At 74.0% G+C, this 15986-nt stretch carries 18 protein-coding genes and 2 pseudogenes; 15 read left to right on the top strand and 5 right to left on the bottom strand.

Features of this window, described 5'->3' with window-relative positions; genetic code table 11:
- Positions 1-6: 6 nt before the first annotated feature.
- From AB0917_RS29220 to AB0917_RS29185, 8 genes and pseudogenes are all read left to right on the top strand, one after another.
- A pseudogene (locus AB0917_RS29220) lies at positions 7-54 on the top strand (hypothetical protein); the annotation flags it as partial.
- A gap of 43 nt (positions 55-97) precedes the next feature.
- Positions 98-835: pseudogene (locus AB0917_RS29215) on the top strand (acyl-CoA dehydrogenase family protein); the annotation flags it as partial.
- Between the two features lie 146 nt (positions 836-981).
- Complete coding sequence (locus tag AB0917_RS29210) at positions 982-1497, top strand: hypothetical protein (protein ID WP_366822670.1); 516 nt, start codon at positions 982-984, stop codon at positions 1495-1497.
- Positions 1498-1655: 158 nt separating this feature from the next.
- A complete protein-coding gene (locus AB0917_RS29205) occupies positions 1656-3272 on the top strand; it encodes an ABC transporter substrate-binding protein (protein WP_366822667.1) in 1617 nt (538 codons plus the stop codon).
- A gap of 23 nt (positions 3273-3295) precedes the next feature.
- Complete coding sequence (locus AB0917_RS29200) at positions 3296-4261, top strand: ABC transporter permease (protein ID WP_366822669.1); 966 nt, start codon at positions 3296-3298, stop codon at positions 4259-4261.
- Complete coding sequence (locus tag AB0917_RS29195; RefSeq protein ID WP_366822666.1) at positions 4254-5111, top strand: ABC transporter permease; 858 nt, start codon at positions 4254-4256, stop codon at positions 5109-5111. Before AB0917_RS29200 ends, AB0917_RS29195 begins: the two co-directional genes overlap by 8 nt.
- Positions 5108-6133: an ABC transporter ATP-binding protein gene (locus AB0917_RS29190; RefSeq protein ID WP_366822665.1), complete on the top strand. Its 1026-nt coding sequence runs from the start codon at positions 5108-5110 to the stop codon at positions 6131-6133. Before AB0917_RS29195 ends, AB0917_RS29190 begins: the two co-directional genes overlap by 4 nt.
- A complete protein-coding gene (locus AB0917_RS29185) occupies positions 6126-6800 on the top strand; it encodes an ATP-binding cassette domain-containing protein (protein ID WP_366822664.1) in 675 nt (224 codons plus the stop codon). Before AB0917_RS29190 ends, AB0917_RS29185 begins: the two co-directional genes overlap by 8 nt.
- A 9-nt stretch (positions 6801-6809) precedes the next feature.
- On the opposite strand, the gene AB0917_RS29180 is transcribed toward AB0917_RS29185, so the two are convergent.
- Entirely contained in the window at positions 6810-7325 is a 516-nt protein-coding gene (locus AB0917_RS29180) for a GNAT family N-acetyltransferase (protein WP_366822663.1), read from the bottom strand.
- Between the two features lie 350 nt (positions 7326-7675).
- Between AB0917_RS29180 and AB0917_RS29175 the strand changes: the two genes are divergently transcribed.
- From AB0917_RS29175 to AB0917_RS29160, 4 genes are all read left to right on the top strand, one after another.
- Positions 7676-7870, top strand: a complete 195-nt coding sequence (locus tag AB0917_RS29175; RefSeq protein WP_366822662.1) for a hypothetical protein — start codon at positions 7676-7678, stop codon at positions 7868-7870.
- A gap of 66 nt (positions 7871-7936) precedes the next feature.
- Positions 7937-8683 carry a hypothetical protein gene (locus tag AB0917_RS29170; RefSeq protein ID WP_366822661.1) on the top strand — a complete coding sequence of 249 codons (747 nt, stop codon included), beginning with the start codon at positions 7937-7939 and terminating at the stop codon, positions 8681-8683.
- 218 nt (positions 8684-8901) lie between these two features.
- Positions 8902-9294 (top strand): hypothetical protein, encoded by a 393-nt coding sequence (locus AB0917_RS29165; RefSeq protein WP_356753319.1) that lies wholly within the window; start codon positions 8902-8904, stop codon positions 9292-9294.
- Positions 9295-9383: 89 nt separating this feature from the next.
- Positions 9384-9563 (top strand): hypothetical protein, encoded by a 180-nt coding sequence (locus tag AB0917_RS29160; RefSeq protein WP_366822660.1) that lies wholly within the window; start codon positions 9384-9386, stop codon positions 9561-9563.
- A gap of 108 nt (positions 9564-9671) precedes the next feature.
- On the opposite strand, the gene AB0917_RS29155 is transcribed toward AB0917_RS29160, so the two are convergent.
- Positions 9672-10340: an endonuclease gene (locus AB0917_RS29155; RefSeq protein WP_366822659.1), complete on the bottom strand. Its 669-nt coding sequence runs from the start codon at positions 10338-10340 to the stop codon at positions 9672-9674.
- Positions 10337-10519 carry a DUF6480 family protein gene (locus AB0917_RS29150; RefSeq protein WP_366822658.1) on the bottom strand — a complete coding sequence of 61 codons (183 nt, stop codon included), beginning with the start codon at positions 10517-10519 and terminating at the stop codon, positions 10337-10339. The genes AB0917_RS29155 and AB0917_RS29150 overlap by 4 nt, the downstream gene beginning before the upstream one ends.
- Positions 10520-10656: 137 nt before the next feature.
- Here AB0917_RS29150 and AB0917_RS29145 point away from each other — a divergent pair, with 137 nt between their 5' ends.
- Both AB0917_RS29145 and AB0917_RS29140 read left to right on the top strand, forming a co-directional pair.
- Positions 10657-11862, top strand: coding sequence for an aromatic acid exporter family protein (locus AB0917_RS29145; protein WP_366822657.1), 1206 nt, complete (start codon positions 10657-10659; stop codon positions 11860-11862).
- A 110-nt stretch (positions 11863-11972) separates the two neighbouring features.
- Positions 11973-12164: a DUF6381 family protein gene (locus AB0917_RS29140; protein ID WP_366822656.1), complete on the top strand. Its 192-nt coding sequence runs from the start codon at positions 11973-11975 to the stop codon at positions 12162-12164.
- Positions 12165-12422: 258 nt separating this feature from the next.
- On the opposite strand, the gene AB0917_RS29135 is transcribed toward AB0917_RS29140, so the two are convergent.
- Together AB0917_RS29135 and AB0917_RS29130 are read right to left on the bottom strand one after the other, a co-directional pair.
- Positions 12423-13430, bottom strand: coding sequence for a PHP domain-containing protein (locus AB0917_RS29135; RefSeq protein ID WP_366822668.1), 1008 nt, complete (start codon positions 13428-13430; stop codon positions 12423-12425).
- A gap of 82 nt (positions 13431-13512) precedes the next feature.
- On the bottom strand, positions 13513-15072 hold the full coding sequence (locus AB0917_RS29130) for a helix-turn-helix transcriptional regulator (RefSeq protein ID WP_366822655.1): 1560 nt from the start codon (positions 15070-15072) through the stop codon (positions 13513-13515).
- Between the two features lie 187 nt (positions 15073-15259).
- Here AB0917_RS29130 and AB0917_RS29125 point away from each other — a divergent pair, with 187 nt between their 5' ends.
- Complete coding sequence (locus AB0917_RS29125) at positions 15260-15874, top strand: hypothetical protein (RefSeq protein WP_366822654.1); 615 nt, start codon at positions 15260-15262, stop codon at positions 15872-15874.
- The last annotated feature ends 112 nt before the right edge of the window (positions 15875-15986 follow it).

Raw genomic sequence — 15986 nt, 5'->3', positions numbered from 1 at the left:
ACGCCCATCGCACTGGGCGCGCTCAAGAGCCAGATCGGCCACCTGGAAGCCGCGGCCGGGATTGCCTCGGTGATCAAGAGCCTGCTGTGCCTGCACCTCCGGCGCGCGGACGGCCGTGCTCGCCGTGCCGTTCGCCACCCCGCCCGGGGGCGCGGCGGCGGCCCTCGCCGCGCTCGACTCCACCGTACGAGGGATCGCCGACGCGGCCGTGGCCGACGTCCTGCTGGTGCCGACCGCCGAAGGCCTGTACGCGGTCGAGGCGGCGGCCCCCGCGGTGGCGGTGGAACCCCTCGTCCCGCTCGACCTGACCCGCCCGCTCGCCGCCCTCACCCTGTCCGGCGCGACCGGCACCCTGCTCTGCGACGCGGACGCGAGCGCCAGCGCCGTACGGCGTGGTCTGCTCGCCGGGGCCGGACTGCTCGCCTCCGAACAGCTCGGGATCGCTCAGTGGTGCCTGGACGAGACCGTCCGGTACACCCGCGAACGCCACCAGTTCAACCGGCCGGTGGGCTCGTTCCAGTCGCTCAAGCACCGGATGGCGCAGCTCTGGCTGGAGGTCGTCTCGGCCCGCGCCGCCGCCCGCAACGCCGCCGACGCGCTGGCCACCCACAGCCCCGACGCCCCGCTCGCGGTCGCGGTGGCCCAGGCGTACTGCTCCGGCGTCGCGGTCCACGCCGCCGAGGAGTGCGTACAGCTCCACGGCGGGATCGGGATGACCTGGGAGCACCCGGCGCACCTCTACCTCAAGCGCGCCAAGGCGGACTCCATCGCGTACGGCACGGCGGGCAGCCACCGCCGGGCCGTCGCGGAGCTGGCGGAGCTGCCGGCTCCGTAGCCCTTGACCGCCTCCGGGCGCATCGGTCCGCTCGTCCATTGCGGTGGTGTGCGTGTGCGGGGCGATCCGTTCCGCCCCGGCGGGCCGTTGGTCCGTGGGGCGCGACTGCGCTCGGGCATACGACTGACAAGGGTGTGAGGCAGACGATGACGGACATGGATCGCAGGAGGGTTCTGCAACTGACCTCGGCGGCGACCGTCGCCGGGGGACTGGTCGCCGGGGCGGCCGGTCCCGCCCACGCGGCGCGCAGGGCGGCCCGCCGGATCGTCCTGACCGGCAGGCGCACGGGCGCGAACATCCCGGACGTCCTCACGGTCGGGATCCCCTACTTCGTCCGGTACGACCTGTCGGACGCCCAGGGCGACAGCGTGGGCACCGAGAACGCGCACTGCCTGCCTGTCGCCGTGGGGCTGGACGGCTCGTTCGTCCTGGCGACGCTGGTCCTGAGCCTCGACGACGGCCTGATCACGGCTGCCACGGCCTTCGACCGGCCGCTTCCCGCCGTGACCGAGTCCCCGGTGAACGCTCGGCCGTGGTCCCACGTCTTCGCGATCACCGGAGGGACGGGAGCCTACGAGGGAGCGGCCGGCTCGATCACGATCGACCACCGGACGAGGGACGAGGACGTGCTCACCATCGACCTGGCCGACGCTTCGCTGTAGGCGGGCGAGACCGGCCTCCTGAGGGACCGTTCCCTGTCGTACCGGCCCCGGTGCACGCGTCTCGCCGGTCGAGGCGGGGTGTACCGGGGCCTTTTATGTGCTGTTTAATTGCACACTGTTCGCAATAACAGTCGATCTTGAACAGGGATGTGCAGAGTATGACGGCCCGATCGATACGGGGGGCGGTCGCCGCCACGCTGGCGACCGCACTCTCCCTGACCGCGGCAGGCTGCTCCGACCCGGACAGCCCCAAGAGCGCCTCCGGGACCGGCGCCACCTCGGCCGTCGTCGGCATCGCCTACGAGCCCGACAGCCTGAGCCCGCTGCTCGGCTACGGCAAGGACGGCAACTCCAAGATCTTCGACGGGCTGCTCACCCTGGACGGGGAGATGAAGCTCAGCCCCGCCCTCGCCGCCGAACTGCCCGAGGTCAGCGCCGACGGGCTGACGTACACGTACAAGCTGCGCCAGGGCGTGAAGTTCAGCGACGGCAAGGCGTTCGGCGCCAAGGACGTCGTCTTCACCTACCGCGCCATCCTCGACGAGAAGACCAACAACCCCTCCCGCGCCGAACTGGACGCCGTCAAGGACGTCACGGCGAAGGGCGAGGACACCGTCGTCTTCACGCTCAAGTACCCCTACGCGCCGTTCGCCCAGCGCACCGTCCTGCCCATCGCCCCCGAGCACGTCGCGGGCAAGCAGGACGTCAACACCGGCGCCTTCACCACCCGCCCCGTCGGCACCGGCCCGTACGTCCTCACCAAGTGGTCCAAGGGCGAGAAGCTCAGCTTCACCGCCAACCCCCACTACTGGGGCGGCGAACCCGAGGTGAAGAAGTTCACCATGGCGATCATCAAGGACGACGACGTGCGCGCCACCCGGCTGCGCTCCGGCGACCTCGACGGCGCGATCCTGCCGCCCAACCTGGCCAAGGGGTTCGCGGACGACAAGGCGAAGAAGACGTACGCCGCGACCACCTACGACTACCGCACGGTGACGCTGCCCACGCACAACGAGGTCGCCGGCGACACCGCCGTGCGCCGCGCCCTCGATGTCGCGGTCGACCGGCAGACCATGGTCGACGCCATCCTCAACGGCAGCGGCAAGCCCGCCTACGGGCCCGTCCCCACCGACAGCGAGTGGTTCACGAAGGGCACCGAGCGCAAGCACGACCTCGCCGAGGCGAAGAGGATCCTGGACGAGGCCGGCTGGAAGCCGGGCAAGGACGGCGTCCGGGTGAAGGACGGGGTGCGCGCCACCTTCCCGCTCTGGTACCTCAGCGGTGACAAGCTCCGCCAGGAGCACGCCCTCGCCTACGCCTCCGACGCCAAGAAGGCGGGCATCGACATCCGCACCGAGGCCGGGACCTGGGAGGTCATCGAGCCCCGGATGAAGCACGACGCCGTCCTCGCGGGCGGCGGCTCGCCCGCCGACCCGGACTTCGACCAGTACAGCCTGCTGAAGTCCTCCCTGGCGGGCGACGGCTTCAACAACATGGCCTGGTACGACAACCAGGCCGTCGACGCGGCGATCGAGGCGGGCCGCAGGAGCGGCGACAAGGCCGAGCGCACGAAGGCGTACGACACCGTCCAGCGCGAGCTGGTGAAGAACCCGGGCTACACCTTCCTCACCCACATCGACCACCTCTACGTCGTCGACGACCGCTTCGGCCCCCTCACCACCCAGGTCGAGCCGCACGACCACGGCCTGGCCTCCGGCCCCTGGTGGAACGTCGAGAAGTGGAAGCCCGAAAGCACGGGAGACACGCAGAAGTGAGCACCCGCCTCCCCTGGGGGCCGATGGCACGGATGACGGGACGGCGGGCCCTGTTCGCCGTCCCGGTCCTCCTCGCCGTCACCTTCGGCGTCTTCGCCGTCGCCGCCGCGTCCCCCTTCGACCAGGTCAAGGCGTACGCGGGCACCGCCGGACTCAGCGCCTCGCAGGAGAACCTGGACCAGCTCCGGGTCAACCTCGGCGTCGACCAGCCGCTCGTCACACGCTGGTGGAACTGGCTGACCTCGGCGCTCCAGGGCGACCTCGGCGACTCCACCGTGATGCGCCAGCCGGTCGCCGACGTGATCGTCGAACGCATGGGCTGGTCCGCCCTGCTCGCCACCTCCGCCTTCCTGATCGCCATCCTGCTCGGCACCGGACTCGGCGTCCTGGCCGCCCGCAGGCCCGGCGGCTGGCTCGACCGGGGCGTCAGCTCCGCCGCGTACACCCTGGAAGCCGCCCCCGCCTTCTGGCTCGGCCTCCTCGTCATCTGGCTCTTCGCCCTGAAGCTGGACCTCCTCCCGGCCGGCGGGCTCACCGACGCCGCCAGCGAGACCGTCACCTTCGGCCAGGTCGCCTCCCACCTGGTGCTGCCCGCGGCCGTCCTCGGGATCTCCCAACTGCCGTGGTTCTTCCTGTACGTACGCCAAGGGGTCACCGACGCCCTGGCGGAGGACCCCGTGCGCGGGGCGCGCGCCCGCGGGCTGAGCGAGCGCACGGTGCTCCTCGGCCACGCACTGCGCTCCGGGATGCTGCCGATGCTCACCCTGATCGGCTCCCGCGTCCCCGAGCTCATCACCGGCGCACTCCTCATCGAGACGGTCTTCAGCTGGCCCGGCATCGCCGCCGCCACCGTGGAGGCCGCCACCTCGGTCGACTTCTCCCTGCTCGCCGCGCTGACGGTGCTCGCCACCGCCGCCGTACTGCTGGGCAACCTCCTCTCCGACCTGCTCTACGGGCTCGCCGACCCCCGGGTGGCCTTCGATGGCTGAGACCGCACTCGCCCTCCCGGGCCGCACCACCCGCCGTATCCGGGTGGCCACCTCCGTGACCATCGTCGTCGTCGTCGCCCTCGCCGTCCTGATCGTCCCGCCGCTGGCCCAGCTCGACGAACAGGCCGTGGACCTGTCCAACAAGCTCCACCCGCCGTCCTGGGCGCACCCCTTCGGCACCGACGACGTCGGCCGCGACCTGCTGCTGCGCTGTGTCTACGGGCTCCGCGTCTCGCTGCTCGTCGGACTGGTCGCGGCCCTCACCGCCACGGTGCTCGGCACGGCGATCGGCGCGCTCGCGGCGGCCTCCGGCGGCTGGACCGACCGGATCGTGATGCGGCTCGTCGACACCTTCTCCTCGGTGCCGCACCTGCTGCTCGGGATCTTCATCGTGGCGATGTTCCGGCCCGGCGTCTGGCCGGTGATCATCTCGGTGGCCCTCACCCACTGGCTCTCCACCGCCCGGATCGTCCGCTCCGAGGTGCTCTCGCTGCGCTCGCGCCCCTTCATCGACGCGGCGATCTCCGGCGGCGCGTCCCGGGGCCGGGTCATCGTGCGGCACCTGCTCCCCGGGGTGCTGCCGCAGGCCGGTCTCGCGGCGGTCCTCATGGTGCCGCACGCCATGTGGCACGAGTCCGCGCTCTCCTTCCTGGGGCTCGGACTCCCCGCCCACCAGGCCAGCCTCGGCAACCTCGTCCAGTCCGCGCGCGGTTCGCTGCTCGCGGGGGACTGGTGGCCGACGCTCTTCCCCGGCCTCTTCCTGATCATTCCGACCCTCGCCCTGGCGGGCCTCGCCGGAGCGTGGCGCGACCGGATCAACCCGCGCCGGAAATCGGAGCTGATGCTGTGACCGCCCCGGAAGCCGTGACCCCCGCACCCGACCCCCTCACCGCCACGCCCGTTCTCGCCGTCCGCGACCTCTCCGTACGCTTCCGGATGCGCGGCGGGCGGGACATCGCGGCGGTCACCGACGCCCGCTTCTCCGTCGCGCCCGGGGAGTGCCTGGCCCTGGTCGGGGAGAGCGGCTGCGGCAAGTCCGTCCTGGCCTCCGCCCTGCTCGGCCTGCTCCCCGCCAACGCCCGGACCACCGGCAGCGCGGTGCTCGGCGGGGACATGGACCTGCTGACCGCCGGGGAGCGGACCCTGGCCCGTACGGTACGGGGACGGCGCATCGGACTCGTACCGCAGAGCCCCGCCGCCCACCTCACCCCGGTGCGCACCGTCCGCGCCCAACTGGAGGAGACCCTGCGCGAGCTGACCGGGGTGCGCGGGAGCGCGGCGGTCCGGGAGGCGGCGGGGGAGGCGGCGGCCAGGGCCTCGTTCCCCGCCGACCACCTCGACCGCTACCCGCACGAACTCTCCGGCGGCCTCGCCCAGCGCGCCGCCACCGCCCTCGCCCTGATCGGCGACGCCCCGCTGCTGCTGGCGGACGAGCCGACCACCGGGCTCGACCGGGACCTGGTCGAGCGGACCGTCGACGAACTGCGCCGCCACACCGACGAGGGCCGGGCGCTGCTGATCATCACGCACGACCTGGCGGCCGCCGAGCGGATCGCGGACCGGGTCGCCGTGATGTACGCGGGCCGGATCGTCGAGATCGCCGACGCCGGCCCCTTCTTCGGCGCCCCCGGGCCCCGCCACCCGTACGCCAAGGGGCTGCTCGACGCCCTGCCCGAACGGGACTTCGCCCCCGTCCCCGGCATGCCGCCCGAGCTCGGCGCGCTCCCCGACGGCTGCGCCTTCGCCGCCCGGTGCGCCCGCGCGGACAGCCGCTGCACCGCCGAACGCCCGGCCTTCGACGACGAACTCGCCTGCCACCACGGGCTCACCGGCCGCGCGCACCCCCTCACGAAGGAGGCCGCCGGTGCTTGAGCTGACCGGTATCACCGCCGGGTACGACCGCCGCGCCCCCGTGGTCCGTGACGTCTCCCTGCACGTCGGGCGCGGCGAGGCGGTGGGGCTCCTGGGCCCCAGCGGCTGCGGCAAGTCCACCCTGGCCAAGGTCGCCGCCCTCCTGCACCGCCCGGACGCCGGAACCATGACCCTCGACGGCACCCTCGTACGCGGCTGGCGGCACCGCGCCCCGCAAAAGCGGCGCACGGCCGTGGGCGTCGTCTTCCAGCAGCCCCGGCTCTCCGCCGACCCCCGCCTGAGCCTGCGCGAGCTGATCGCCCAGCCGCTGCGCGCCACCGGCCGGCGCCGGGAGGTGCCGGAGCGGGTGGCGGAACTGGCCCCGCTGGTCGGCCTCTCCGAGGAGCTGCTGGGGCGCCGCCCGCACGCGGTGAGCGACGGGCAGCTCCAGCGGGCCTGCCTGGCGCGGGCGCTGGTGCTGCGGCCGGGGCTGCTGATCTGCGACGAGATGACCGCCATGCTCGACGCCTCGACGACCGCCGCCCTGGTCGCGGTGGTGGAGGCCTACCGCGCGGAGTCCGGTGCCGCCCTGCTGGCCGTCGGCCATGACCGGGTCCTCCTGGAGCGCTGGTGCGACCGGACGGTCCGCTGGGGCGAGCAGGCTGTGGAGCGTGTCCCGGTGGGGTGACGGGTGTGGTCAGCGCGTCCCCGCAGCGGGAACGTGGAACGCGATCCAGGAGTCCGGCGGCAGCTCCGGGCGCCCCGGCACCGGCCGGTGCTCCTCGGTCCAGGCGCCGCCGGCCACCTCGCGGGCGACGCGGCGCCAGAAGCGTACGGCCGGGGCGTTGTCGTCCTGGAAGGCGACCTCCCACGGGCCCGGATGCCGGGCGAGGACGTCGCGGACGGCCCGCAGCCCGACGCCCGACCGGCGAGCGCCCCGTACGACGAAGAAGCTGTTCAGGACGGTGACCGGCCCGGCCAGGCCCCGGACGAAGGCGAGCCCGACCGGACGACCGTCCACCGTCAGCAGGTAGGGCACCCGGTCGGCTTCGGTGAAGGCCGCATCGAGCCGGTCGGTGCGGAAGGTCCCGTCCGGGGCGGGGGTGGCGGAGCTGAACTCGGACATGTCATGGCGGAACATCAGCCAGAGCCGCTCCGTCAGGGGACGGTCGTCGGCCGTGGCGAGGCGTACCTCTACGTGCACGTCGGGCATGGGGCTCCTTCTGCTCGCGTTCTGCTTGCGGGCACCGGGGAGAGGGTTCACCCGGGCATGAAAAAAGCCTCCCCGGCGGATGTGGATCCGTGGCGGGAAGGCTTGAAACGTCGCTCACACCTTATCAAGCGCTGATCAGAGGGAAGGCCGCCGCCCCGGCAAGCGGCAGGTACCTGACGAAGGTGAGGTGCCCGGACCCATGCGCGTCGCGCCCGGAGCGCCCCGCCCCCGTAACTCCTCCCGGCGGGGAGTACCCGTTCGGCGGACACGCCAGTGCGCCGAACGGCCGCCCCGCTGCGCCACACTGGCGGCCGAATGCCGCAAATCCGGCGCGGCGGAGGAGGTTGGCCATGGCCATTTCGATCTCACTGGTGCTGCTTCTGACGATCCTGGCGGTGATCTTCCTGCGCAACGGAGGGCTGAAGCTCTCGCACGCGCTGGTCTGCGCCCTGCTGGGGTTCCTCATGGCCAGTACGAGCATGGCGCCGACCATCCACGACGGCATCGGCGCCACCGCCAACCTGGTCAGCAGCCTGCACCCCTGACCCGGCCACCGGCCCGCCCCGGCGGGACCGTCCACGCGGCGCCCGGGGATCCCGCACAATGGTCAGATGTCCTTCCCGCCCCCCGGACGGCACTCGGGCGCCGCCCACCACGAGCACTGCAACACCGGCCTCTGCTGCCGGTGCCAGATGCGTACCTGGACCACCAAGGCGGGCAACGAGCGGCTCTGCGGGCCGTGCGCGGCCTGCTGCCAGAACTGCGGCCGGGCGCCCGCACCCCATCTGGACGGGCTCGACGGCGGAGTGTGCGCCGAGTGCCGGGGCCTGTGCGGCCGGTGCCACGCCCCGAAACGGCCCGACGGATCGTGCGGCTGCGACCGCTGGCGGGAGAACGCCAAGAGCAACCCGCGCGGCTACGTCCTCCAGGCGCTGCCGCCGCAGCTCCTCCAGGCGCTCGGCGGCCGGGTCCCCAGCACCGTCCACGACCTGATCCACCAGGAGCTGGCCCGCAACCGCAGCGCCGGCCTCCTCCGTGAGCGCATCGAGCGCCGCTGGAACCTGCGCTGGGCCCACGCCCTCAACGAGAAGGACGAGGACGGCCGCCGCCGCTGGAGCGCCCAGGACATCGCCGAGCAGTTGCTGACGCCCGGCTCCTGCTCCGACCCGCAGTGCGAGGACGGCCACCTCGTCACCACCGACACCCCGTGCCCCCGCTGCCGGCAGCCCCTGCACCGCTTCGTCACCTCGGTCGCCGACCACACCGCGACCCCCGAGCACGCCCACGCGGCGGCGGCCCGGATCCGCCGGGCGATGCTGGAGAACCGCTCGCGCAAGAAGCTCCCGCCGCGCGGGTAGGGAGCGGCTCGGGGGGTGTCACCGGGCCTGCCTCCGAACGGGCGCGGCCCGGAGTGTCGCCGGGGCGCGCGGCCGAGCGGCCCGGCCCGCAGTGGCGTACGCCAGGGTCCTCGACGGCCTCGTGGCGGTGGGCGACACCGGCCGAAACGCCGGGAAAGGCCGTCGGACGCCGCACAGAAGTGCACACAACCGCACGTGGCGACCGGGGCGCACGCCCTATGCTCGCGGCCATGGAGCAACGGGAAGTCGTGAAGCGCGTGATCGGCATCCTCACAGAGGCGCGCGAAATGCAGCGCCTGCTGGAGGCGGACCTCGAACGGGAAGATCTGGACACGGGAGCGGGCGCCGTCACCGCCCTGCTGAACGAGACGATGCCCCACATCGCCATCCCCGACGATTTCTCCGTCGAGGAGGTGGTGACCGTGGTCGGGCGCGAGGTCGGAGGCGCGGTCGAACAGCTCGTGAGCGCCTTCACCCTCGCCTTCACGATGCTGGCGCAGGTGCATGACTCGGGGCAGACGGACGTCTCCTCGGCCGATGTCCTCCAGGACCTGGCGCTGCGGGTCGAGGCGGGCGGCCCCGAGGACGAGGACGACGGTCCGGTGCTCTAGAGCCGCCCCGGCGGCCTCCTGCGTTCTGCGGCGCGCGTGGGCATAGTGGAGGGAGAAGCGTGACATCTCCTCGCGGTACGGAGGCAGCTGTGGGTAAGAGCACCGACATGGCCCGCGCCAAGGCGCGCCGGCTGAAGGGCATGAAGAAGGAGTCGGACGGCATCGCCCTCGGCGACGAGCGGATGAAGGCCGAGGGCAGGCGGGAGCAGGACGAGGCCCGCCGGCAGGAGGACCGGGCCCGCGCACTGGACGAGGCCTCCGACCGCTGAGGCGGTGGGGTGCCCGCGCCGCCGCGTTCACCGCGTACGGCACGGGCACCTTCCACGCACGCGCAGCCGGGTACAGGCGTCGGTCGCCCGCACGGGCGGCGAACCGCTTCAGCGTGCCCGCGCCGCCTCCTTGACCGTCTCCACGACGTCCTTGTCCAGCGCCGCCCGCACCAGCGCGGCCGCGAACCTCGCGTCGTCGTGCCCGCGCGCCGCCTCGGCCAGCTTGCCGGGGGAGACGGGCAGGCCCAGCCGCTCGGCCCCCTGCCGCCCCTTGGCCCCCACCCAGGGGCCGGTCTCCGGCCAGAGGGACTGCACCTCGCGTACGAAGATGTCGGCCCCGGCCGGTCCGATGCCCGGGACGCGCTGGAGCTCCTCCATCAGCCGGTCCCGGTCGCCGTCGGCCTCCTCGCGCAGCCGGCGCAGATCGCCGTGCCAGGTGTCCAGGACGAGCTGTGCGCCCTCCCCGAGCTGGGTGGCGGTGCGCTCGTCGTAACGCCGGTAGTGGCCCTCCCCCAGCGCGTCCACCCGCTGTTGCCAGGTCGCGTCCACCATCCGGCGCGGGGTGCGCATGCGGTGGTCGAACAGGGCGCGGGCGGCCGCGACGGCGACCGAGGCGCGGATACGGGCGCTCAGCAGGAGGCTCAGCACCAGGAGCTGGTAGAGGGGCTGCGGGGTGTTCTTCAGCCGGATGCCCGCTTCCTGCGCGTACGTCCGGCCGCACTCCTCCACCAGCGCGTCGGCGATCCGGCCCGCCGAGGGGGCGCTCTTCCCGCTCATGCCAGACCGAAGACCCGGGCGACGAAGAACCCGGCGACCAGCAGCGCGCCGAGCACGATCAGAGCCACCCACACGGCCGGGTGCTCCCAGATGCCTCCGTCGGGGCGTTCCTCGTGGGCTTCGCCGATCGAGCCCTCGGCGGGGGGCGTCTCTGTCGGTGGATTCAGCAGAACAGCCATGGGTCCAGGGTCCCTCCGTCCGGGCTCCGGCGCACGCCGTACCGCCGCCGCCCCTCTCCGGCCACCGGCACAGGGCCGTACGGAGGCACCCCGGGCACGGAGCGCTGCGCGCGGGGAATTCGGGGCACCGTCAAGGAATGCCCGCAGTTTCCGCACCCGTCATCAAGCTCGTGCAGCGCACCACCGAACCCGCGGGGGTCCAGACGCTGCGCTCGACCGCAGCCGCCGTCATCGCCTACTCCGTGGCCGTGTGGGCCCTGCCCGAGCCGGCTCCGCTGACCGCGCCCCTCACCGCACTCCTGGTCGTGCAGGTGACCCTCTACGCCACCCTCACCACCGGCGTCCGCCGCGTGAACTCCGTCGTCGTCGGCGTGCTCATCGCCATCGCCTTCAGCTCCCTGGTGGGGCTGAGCTGGTGGAGCCTCGGACTGACCATCTTCAGCTCGCTGCTGATCGGGCGGCTGGTGCGGGTCAACGAGTTCGTCCCCGAGGTGGCGATCAGCGCGATGCTCGTGCTCGGCGTCTCCCAGGTCGCCGACACCGCCTGGGACCGGGTCTGGGAGACGCTCATCGGGGCGGTGGTCGGGCTGCTGTTCAACCTGGTCTTCGCCCCGCCCGTCTGGGTCAGGTCGGCCGGCACCTCCATCGGCTCACTGGCCGGCCGGATGGGCACGATGCTCCGCAGCATGGGCGAGGAGGTGGTGGGGAACAACCCCGTCCACCGGGCGGCGGCCCGGCTCCACGAGGCCCGCAGGCTCGACCACGACATCGTCGAGGTCGACGCCTCGCTCCGCCAGGCGGAGGACAGTCTCACCCTCAACCCCAGGGTGAGACAAGGGCTGCTCTACCGGGTGGTCCTGCGCACCGGACTCGACACCCTGGAGATCTGCGCGGTGGTGCTGCGCGTCCTGTCCCGCACCCTGACCGACCTGGCGAAGGCCCGGACCGAGGAGACGCTGTTCCCGGCCGACGTGGCGGGGCTGCTCCAGGAGCTCTTCGGCCAGCTCGCCGACGCCATCGAGAGCTTCGCCGAACTGGTCACCGCTCCGCTCGCCGCCGACGGCGAGGCGGCGGAGGACCGGCTCGCCGAGGCGCTCGCCCGCAGCCGTACCACCCGTGACCGCGTGGCCGACCTGCTCCTGGAGGACGTCCAGGAGCACCCGCGCCAGTGGCAGCTGCACGGGGCCCTGCTCGCCGAGATCGACCGGGTACTGGCCGAGCTGGACATCGACGAGCGGACGAAGCGGCTGGGCGAGGAGCTGGACCGGCGCTCGTCCGAGGCCCATGAGCGCCACCCCCGCCTCCGCGCGCTCGTACGGCGGCTGAGCCGGGCCACCACATGATCCGTCTCCGGCGGGGCACGCGGGATGCGGAAGCCCCGGGTGACTGGTTCGCTGGGGGCAGTGGCCCCTTCAGGGCCTCTTTCGGCCAAGGATGTGTCCAAGGAGTGGTGATGAGCGGTTCGGACGAACCCGCCGACCTGGCGCGGCAGATGCGTGAGAAGGCCCAGCAGCTCGCCGAGGCCGCGGAACGCGCGAGTGACCCGCAGGAACGTGAGCGGCTGGAGAAGAAGTCCCGGACGATCCGGGACCGGAGCGAGCAGCAGAGCGGAATGGCCGCCGGGGACATCTATCCCGAGAAGTGACCGGGTACCCCGAGAAGTGACCGAGCGGGCGCCGCCCACCGGCTCTGCGCGAAGGCGCCCCGCCCGCCCCGGACCCCTTCCGGGGCGGGCGCTCCACGTCCGCGCGCTTCGGGGGTACGGGCCGGCCACCGGCGCTCCGGGGTACGGGGCCGGGCCACCGGCGCTCCGGGGGTACGGGGCACTCACCCCGCACCTCTGACCCCTGGGAGTACGGGGGCACTCACCCCGCACCCCTGACCCCTGGGAGTACGGGGGCACTCACCCCGCCCACTCCAGCAGCCGCTCGACCGGCCAGGCCGTCACCACCCGGTCCGCCGGTACGCCGCACTCCTCCGCCCGCGCGCAGCCGTTGATCTGCCAGTCGAGCTGCCCGGGGGCGTGCGCGTCGGTGTCGATCGCGAAGAGGGTGCCCGCCTCGACGGCCTTGCGCAGCAGACGGCGCGGCGGATCCAGCCGCTCCGGTCGGCAGTTGATCTCCACCGCCGTCCCCGCCTCGGCACACGCGGCGAAGACCCGGTCCGCGTCGAACTGCGACTGCGGCCTGCCGCGCCCCGACAGCAGCCGGCCCGTGCAGTGGCCCAGCACATTCGCCCGCGGATGGCGTACGGCCGCCTCCAGGCGCCGGGTCATCGGGGCCGCGTCCATCCGCAGCTTGGAGTGGACGGAGACCACCACCACGTCCAGCCGCTCCAGCAGCTCCGGCTCCTGGTCCAGCGAACCGTCCGGCAGGATGTCGCACTCGATCCCGGTCAGCAGACGGAACGGCGCCCACTCCTCGTTGAGCCGCGCCACCACCTCCAACTGCTCCCTCAGCCGCTCGGGTGACAGCCCCCGGGCCACCGTCAGCCGGGGCGAATGGTCGGTGAGCACCGCCCACTCGTGCCCCAGCTCCGCCGCCGTCCGGCCCATCTCCTCGATCGGGCTGCCGCCGTCCGACCAGTCGGAGTGGAGATGGCAGTCGCCCCGCAGCCGGGCCAGGAGCTCTCGGCCCTCCCCGGGCGCGGGCTCGGCGGCGGCCTCCTCCTCCAGCCGCTCCAGGTAGCCGGGCACCTCACCCGCCTCGGCCTCCCGGATCACCTGCGCGGTACGCGGCCCGATCCCGGCCACCCGTTCCAGGGTCCCCGCGGCCACCCGCTCGGCCGCCTCCCCGGGGCCCATCGCGGTCACGGCCTCGGCGGCCGTACGGAAGGCCTTCACCCGGTAGGTGGCGGCCTGCGAGCGTTCCAGCAGGAACGCGATACGCCGCAGAGCGGTGACGGGGTCCACGGGCACCTCCATGAGGTCCATCGGCACCTCCACGGGAGCGTCGGCACCTCCACGGGGAGCGTCGTCGGTCGCGGGAAGCGTCTCAGGGCGCGTCCGGCTCCGCCACCCAGCGCCGGGCCCCGAAGTCGTAGTCGTGGACGGGCCGCCCCGGTGCCCCGCTCGTACGGAACGGGCGCCCGCCGTCGTCGATCCGTACCGTGCCGGACCGGTCCCCGTCGCTCCACCGCAGCTCCGCGACCCAGTCGCAGTCGCAGCGGGCCGTACGCGCGGTGACGAGGAAGACCTCGGGGTCCGAGGCCGAGACGCGGTACGGGAAGGAGACCGCCGCGATGGCCTTGCCCGTGTCGTGGCCCGGCACGGACCGGGCCACGGGACGCTCCGCGTCGAGATCGACGTCGAACATCCTCGGGGTCAGAGCCCCGCCGCACCCGGAGCTCATCCGGTGCACCCGCCCCGGCGCGGGCTCCCGACGCTCCACCACCCGGATCCGCAACGCTTCCAGGACCACCGCCCGCTCGTCGGTGCCCTGGAGGGTGATCCGTACGCCGGTCTCGCCCGCGTGCACCGCGCCGAGGGCCCGCGCCCACGGCTCCGCGTCGGCCTCGGCCGGTGGCGGCGGGACGGCCGCCGGGGGCCGGGCGATGAGGTAGGCGTGGCCGCAGCCGTACTTCCAGACGTGGTCGTCACCGGTCCAGCTGAACGGGGGAGTCGCGGGCTGCGCCACCGACGGCCGCCGCTCGGGGCGCTCGGGCCGCGAGGGGCCGCCGAAGGCCGCGACCAGGCCGAGCGCCAGGGCGGCGACGGCGCACACGGCGAGGGCCGGTATCCAACGGCGTACGGAGGGGGAGCGGGGTACGGACGCCGGCGGCCCATCGGTGTACGCGGGCACGGGCCGGCCCTGGTCGCGGTGTACGGAAGCGGGGGCGAGGGCGGGAGGTGCGGCGGCCGGTAAGGAGCCGCTGAGAACCTCCGTACCCGCCCTCTGCGGGCTCTCGCCCGAGCCCGAGCCGGAGCCCGAGCCGGAGCCCGAGCCGGAGCCCGAGCCGGAGCCGGAGTCCGAGCCTGAGCTTGGGTCCGAGTCCGAGCCGGAGCCGGAGCCGGAGCCCGAGCCTGAGCTTGGGTCCGAGTCCGAGCCGGAGCCTGAGTCCGAGTCCGAGCCTGGGCCGGAGCCCGAGCCGGAGCCCGAGCCGGAGCCGGAGGCCGAGCCGGAGCCTGAGCCCGAACCGGAGCCCGAGCCCGGCTCCGGGGCTGAGCCCGCGTGCGTCTCTCCACCCGCACCGGCCGTCGACTCCGCCGTCGACTCCGCCGGAGCCCCCGCCGCCCCGCCCGCCTCGGCGGCCGGGGCCGCCGCCCTCGCCCCCTCCTGCCGCTCCACGCGCTCCGCGTCCGCCCGCAGCCACAGGCCGTGCAGAGCCTCCCGCTCCTCGCCCGTGCGCCCGCACAGCCGGGCCAGCCGCTCCACCGGGGCGAACTCCGCAGGCACCGTCCGCCCGGTGCAGTACCGGTGGAGCGTCGAGCCGCTGACCCCGATCCGGCGGGCGAGCGCCGCGTACGTCCGGCCCGAACCCTCCCGCAGCTCCCGCAGGCGCTCCGCCAGCGCCTCCCGCGCCGATTCCTCGCCCGTTCCCCCGTCACCCGACACCCGCTCGACCTCCCCGGCCGTCCCGGAGGGCGTTCCACCCCACCGGGAACACCCACGTCAGCGGGGGGTGGGACGGTTCCAGGCCGCCCGGAACCCGTGTCGTGCTTGTCGCGGCCGGGCCGCCCGCCCCAGGCTGGTGCCGCACCACCCGACCCGACCGCTCGACACCCGAACGGGGAGTTCGCCCATGCGCACCACCCGCACGATCCGCACCGCACTCCTGACCGCCGCGGCCGCGGGCCTCGCCGTCACCGCGCTGTCCACGGCACCGGCCTCAGCCGCCCCCGCCGCGCCGAAGTTCCTCTCCGCCGGGCAGTGGCCCGCCTCCCTCACCCCCTGGACCGCGGGCCCGGTCCAGCGGGGACTGCCCGAGGACGGCTCCGTCTGCACGGCGGGAACCACCCCGGCCGCGGGCACCCGGCACCGGGACTTCCGTACGGAGCTGGACACCGGGGCCCGCCAGACGATCACCGTCGCCCCCACCACCGCCCAGGCCGAGGCGCTCGCCGCCGAGCTGCGGACCGCGCTGGCGACCTGCCTCGACCGGCTCAAGGAGCAGGAGCCCGGCCTCGAGGGCGTCAGCCGCTACCACGGCCGGGTGAACGTGGAGGAGGGCGCGCACGTCTACAGCATCGACACGTCCTACCCGGAGGTCGGCGCCACCGACATCGGCCTCCACGCGGTCGGCCGGGACGGCCGCACGGTGACCGTCCTGGAGTGGGGGCAGCTGGGGGACCTGGACGGCGCCCCGCTGAAGGGGTTCAGGAAGACGACCGCCACCGCCGTCGCCAAGCTGCACTGAGCCCGCAGGAGGCGGTACGGCGCCGGGCCGGCCGGTGAGGCCCCCTCCCCGGCCGGCCCCCCGGGGGGGGCCCCCCCCCCGGCGGGGCGGAAGGTGGGGGGGGGGGCCCGGC

The organism is Streptomyces sp. NPDC007346 (assembly GCF_040703535.1).
Lineage (GTDB): Bacteria > Actinomycetota > Actinomycetes > Streptomycetales > Streptomycetaceae > Streptomyces.
This window is presented reverse-complemented; position numbering and strand designations above follow the sequence as displayed.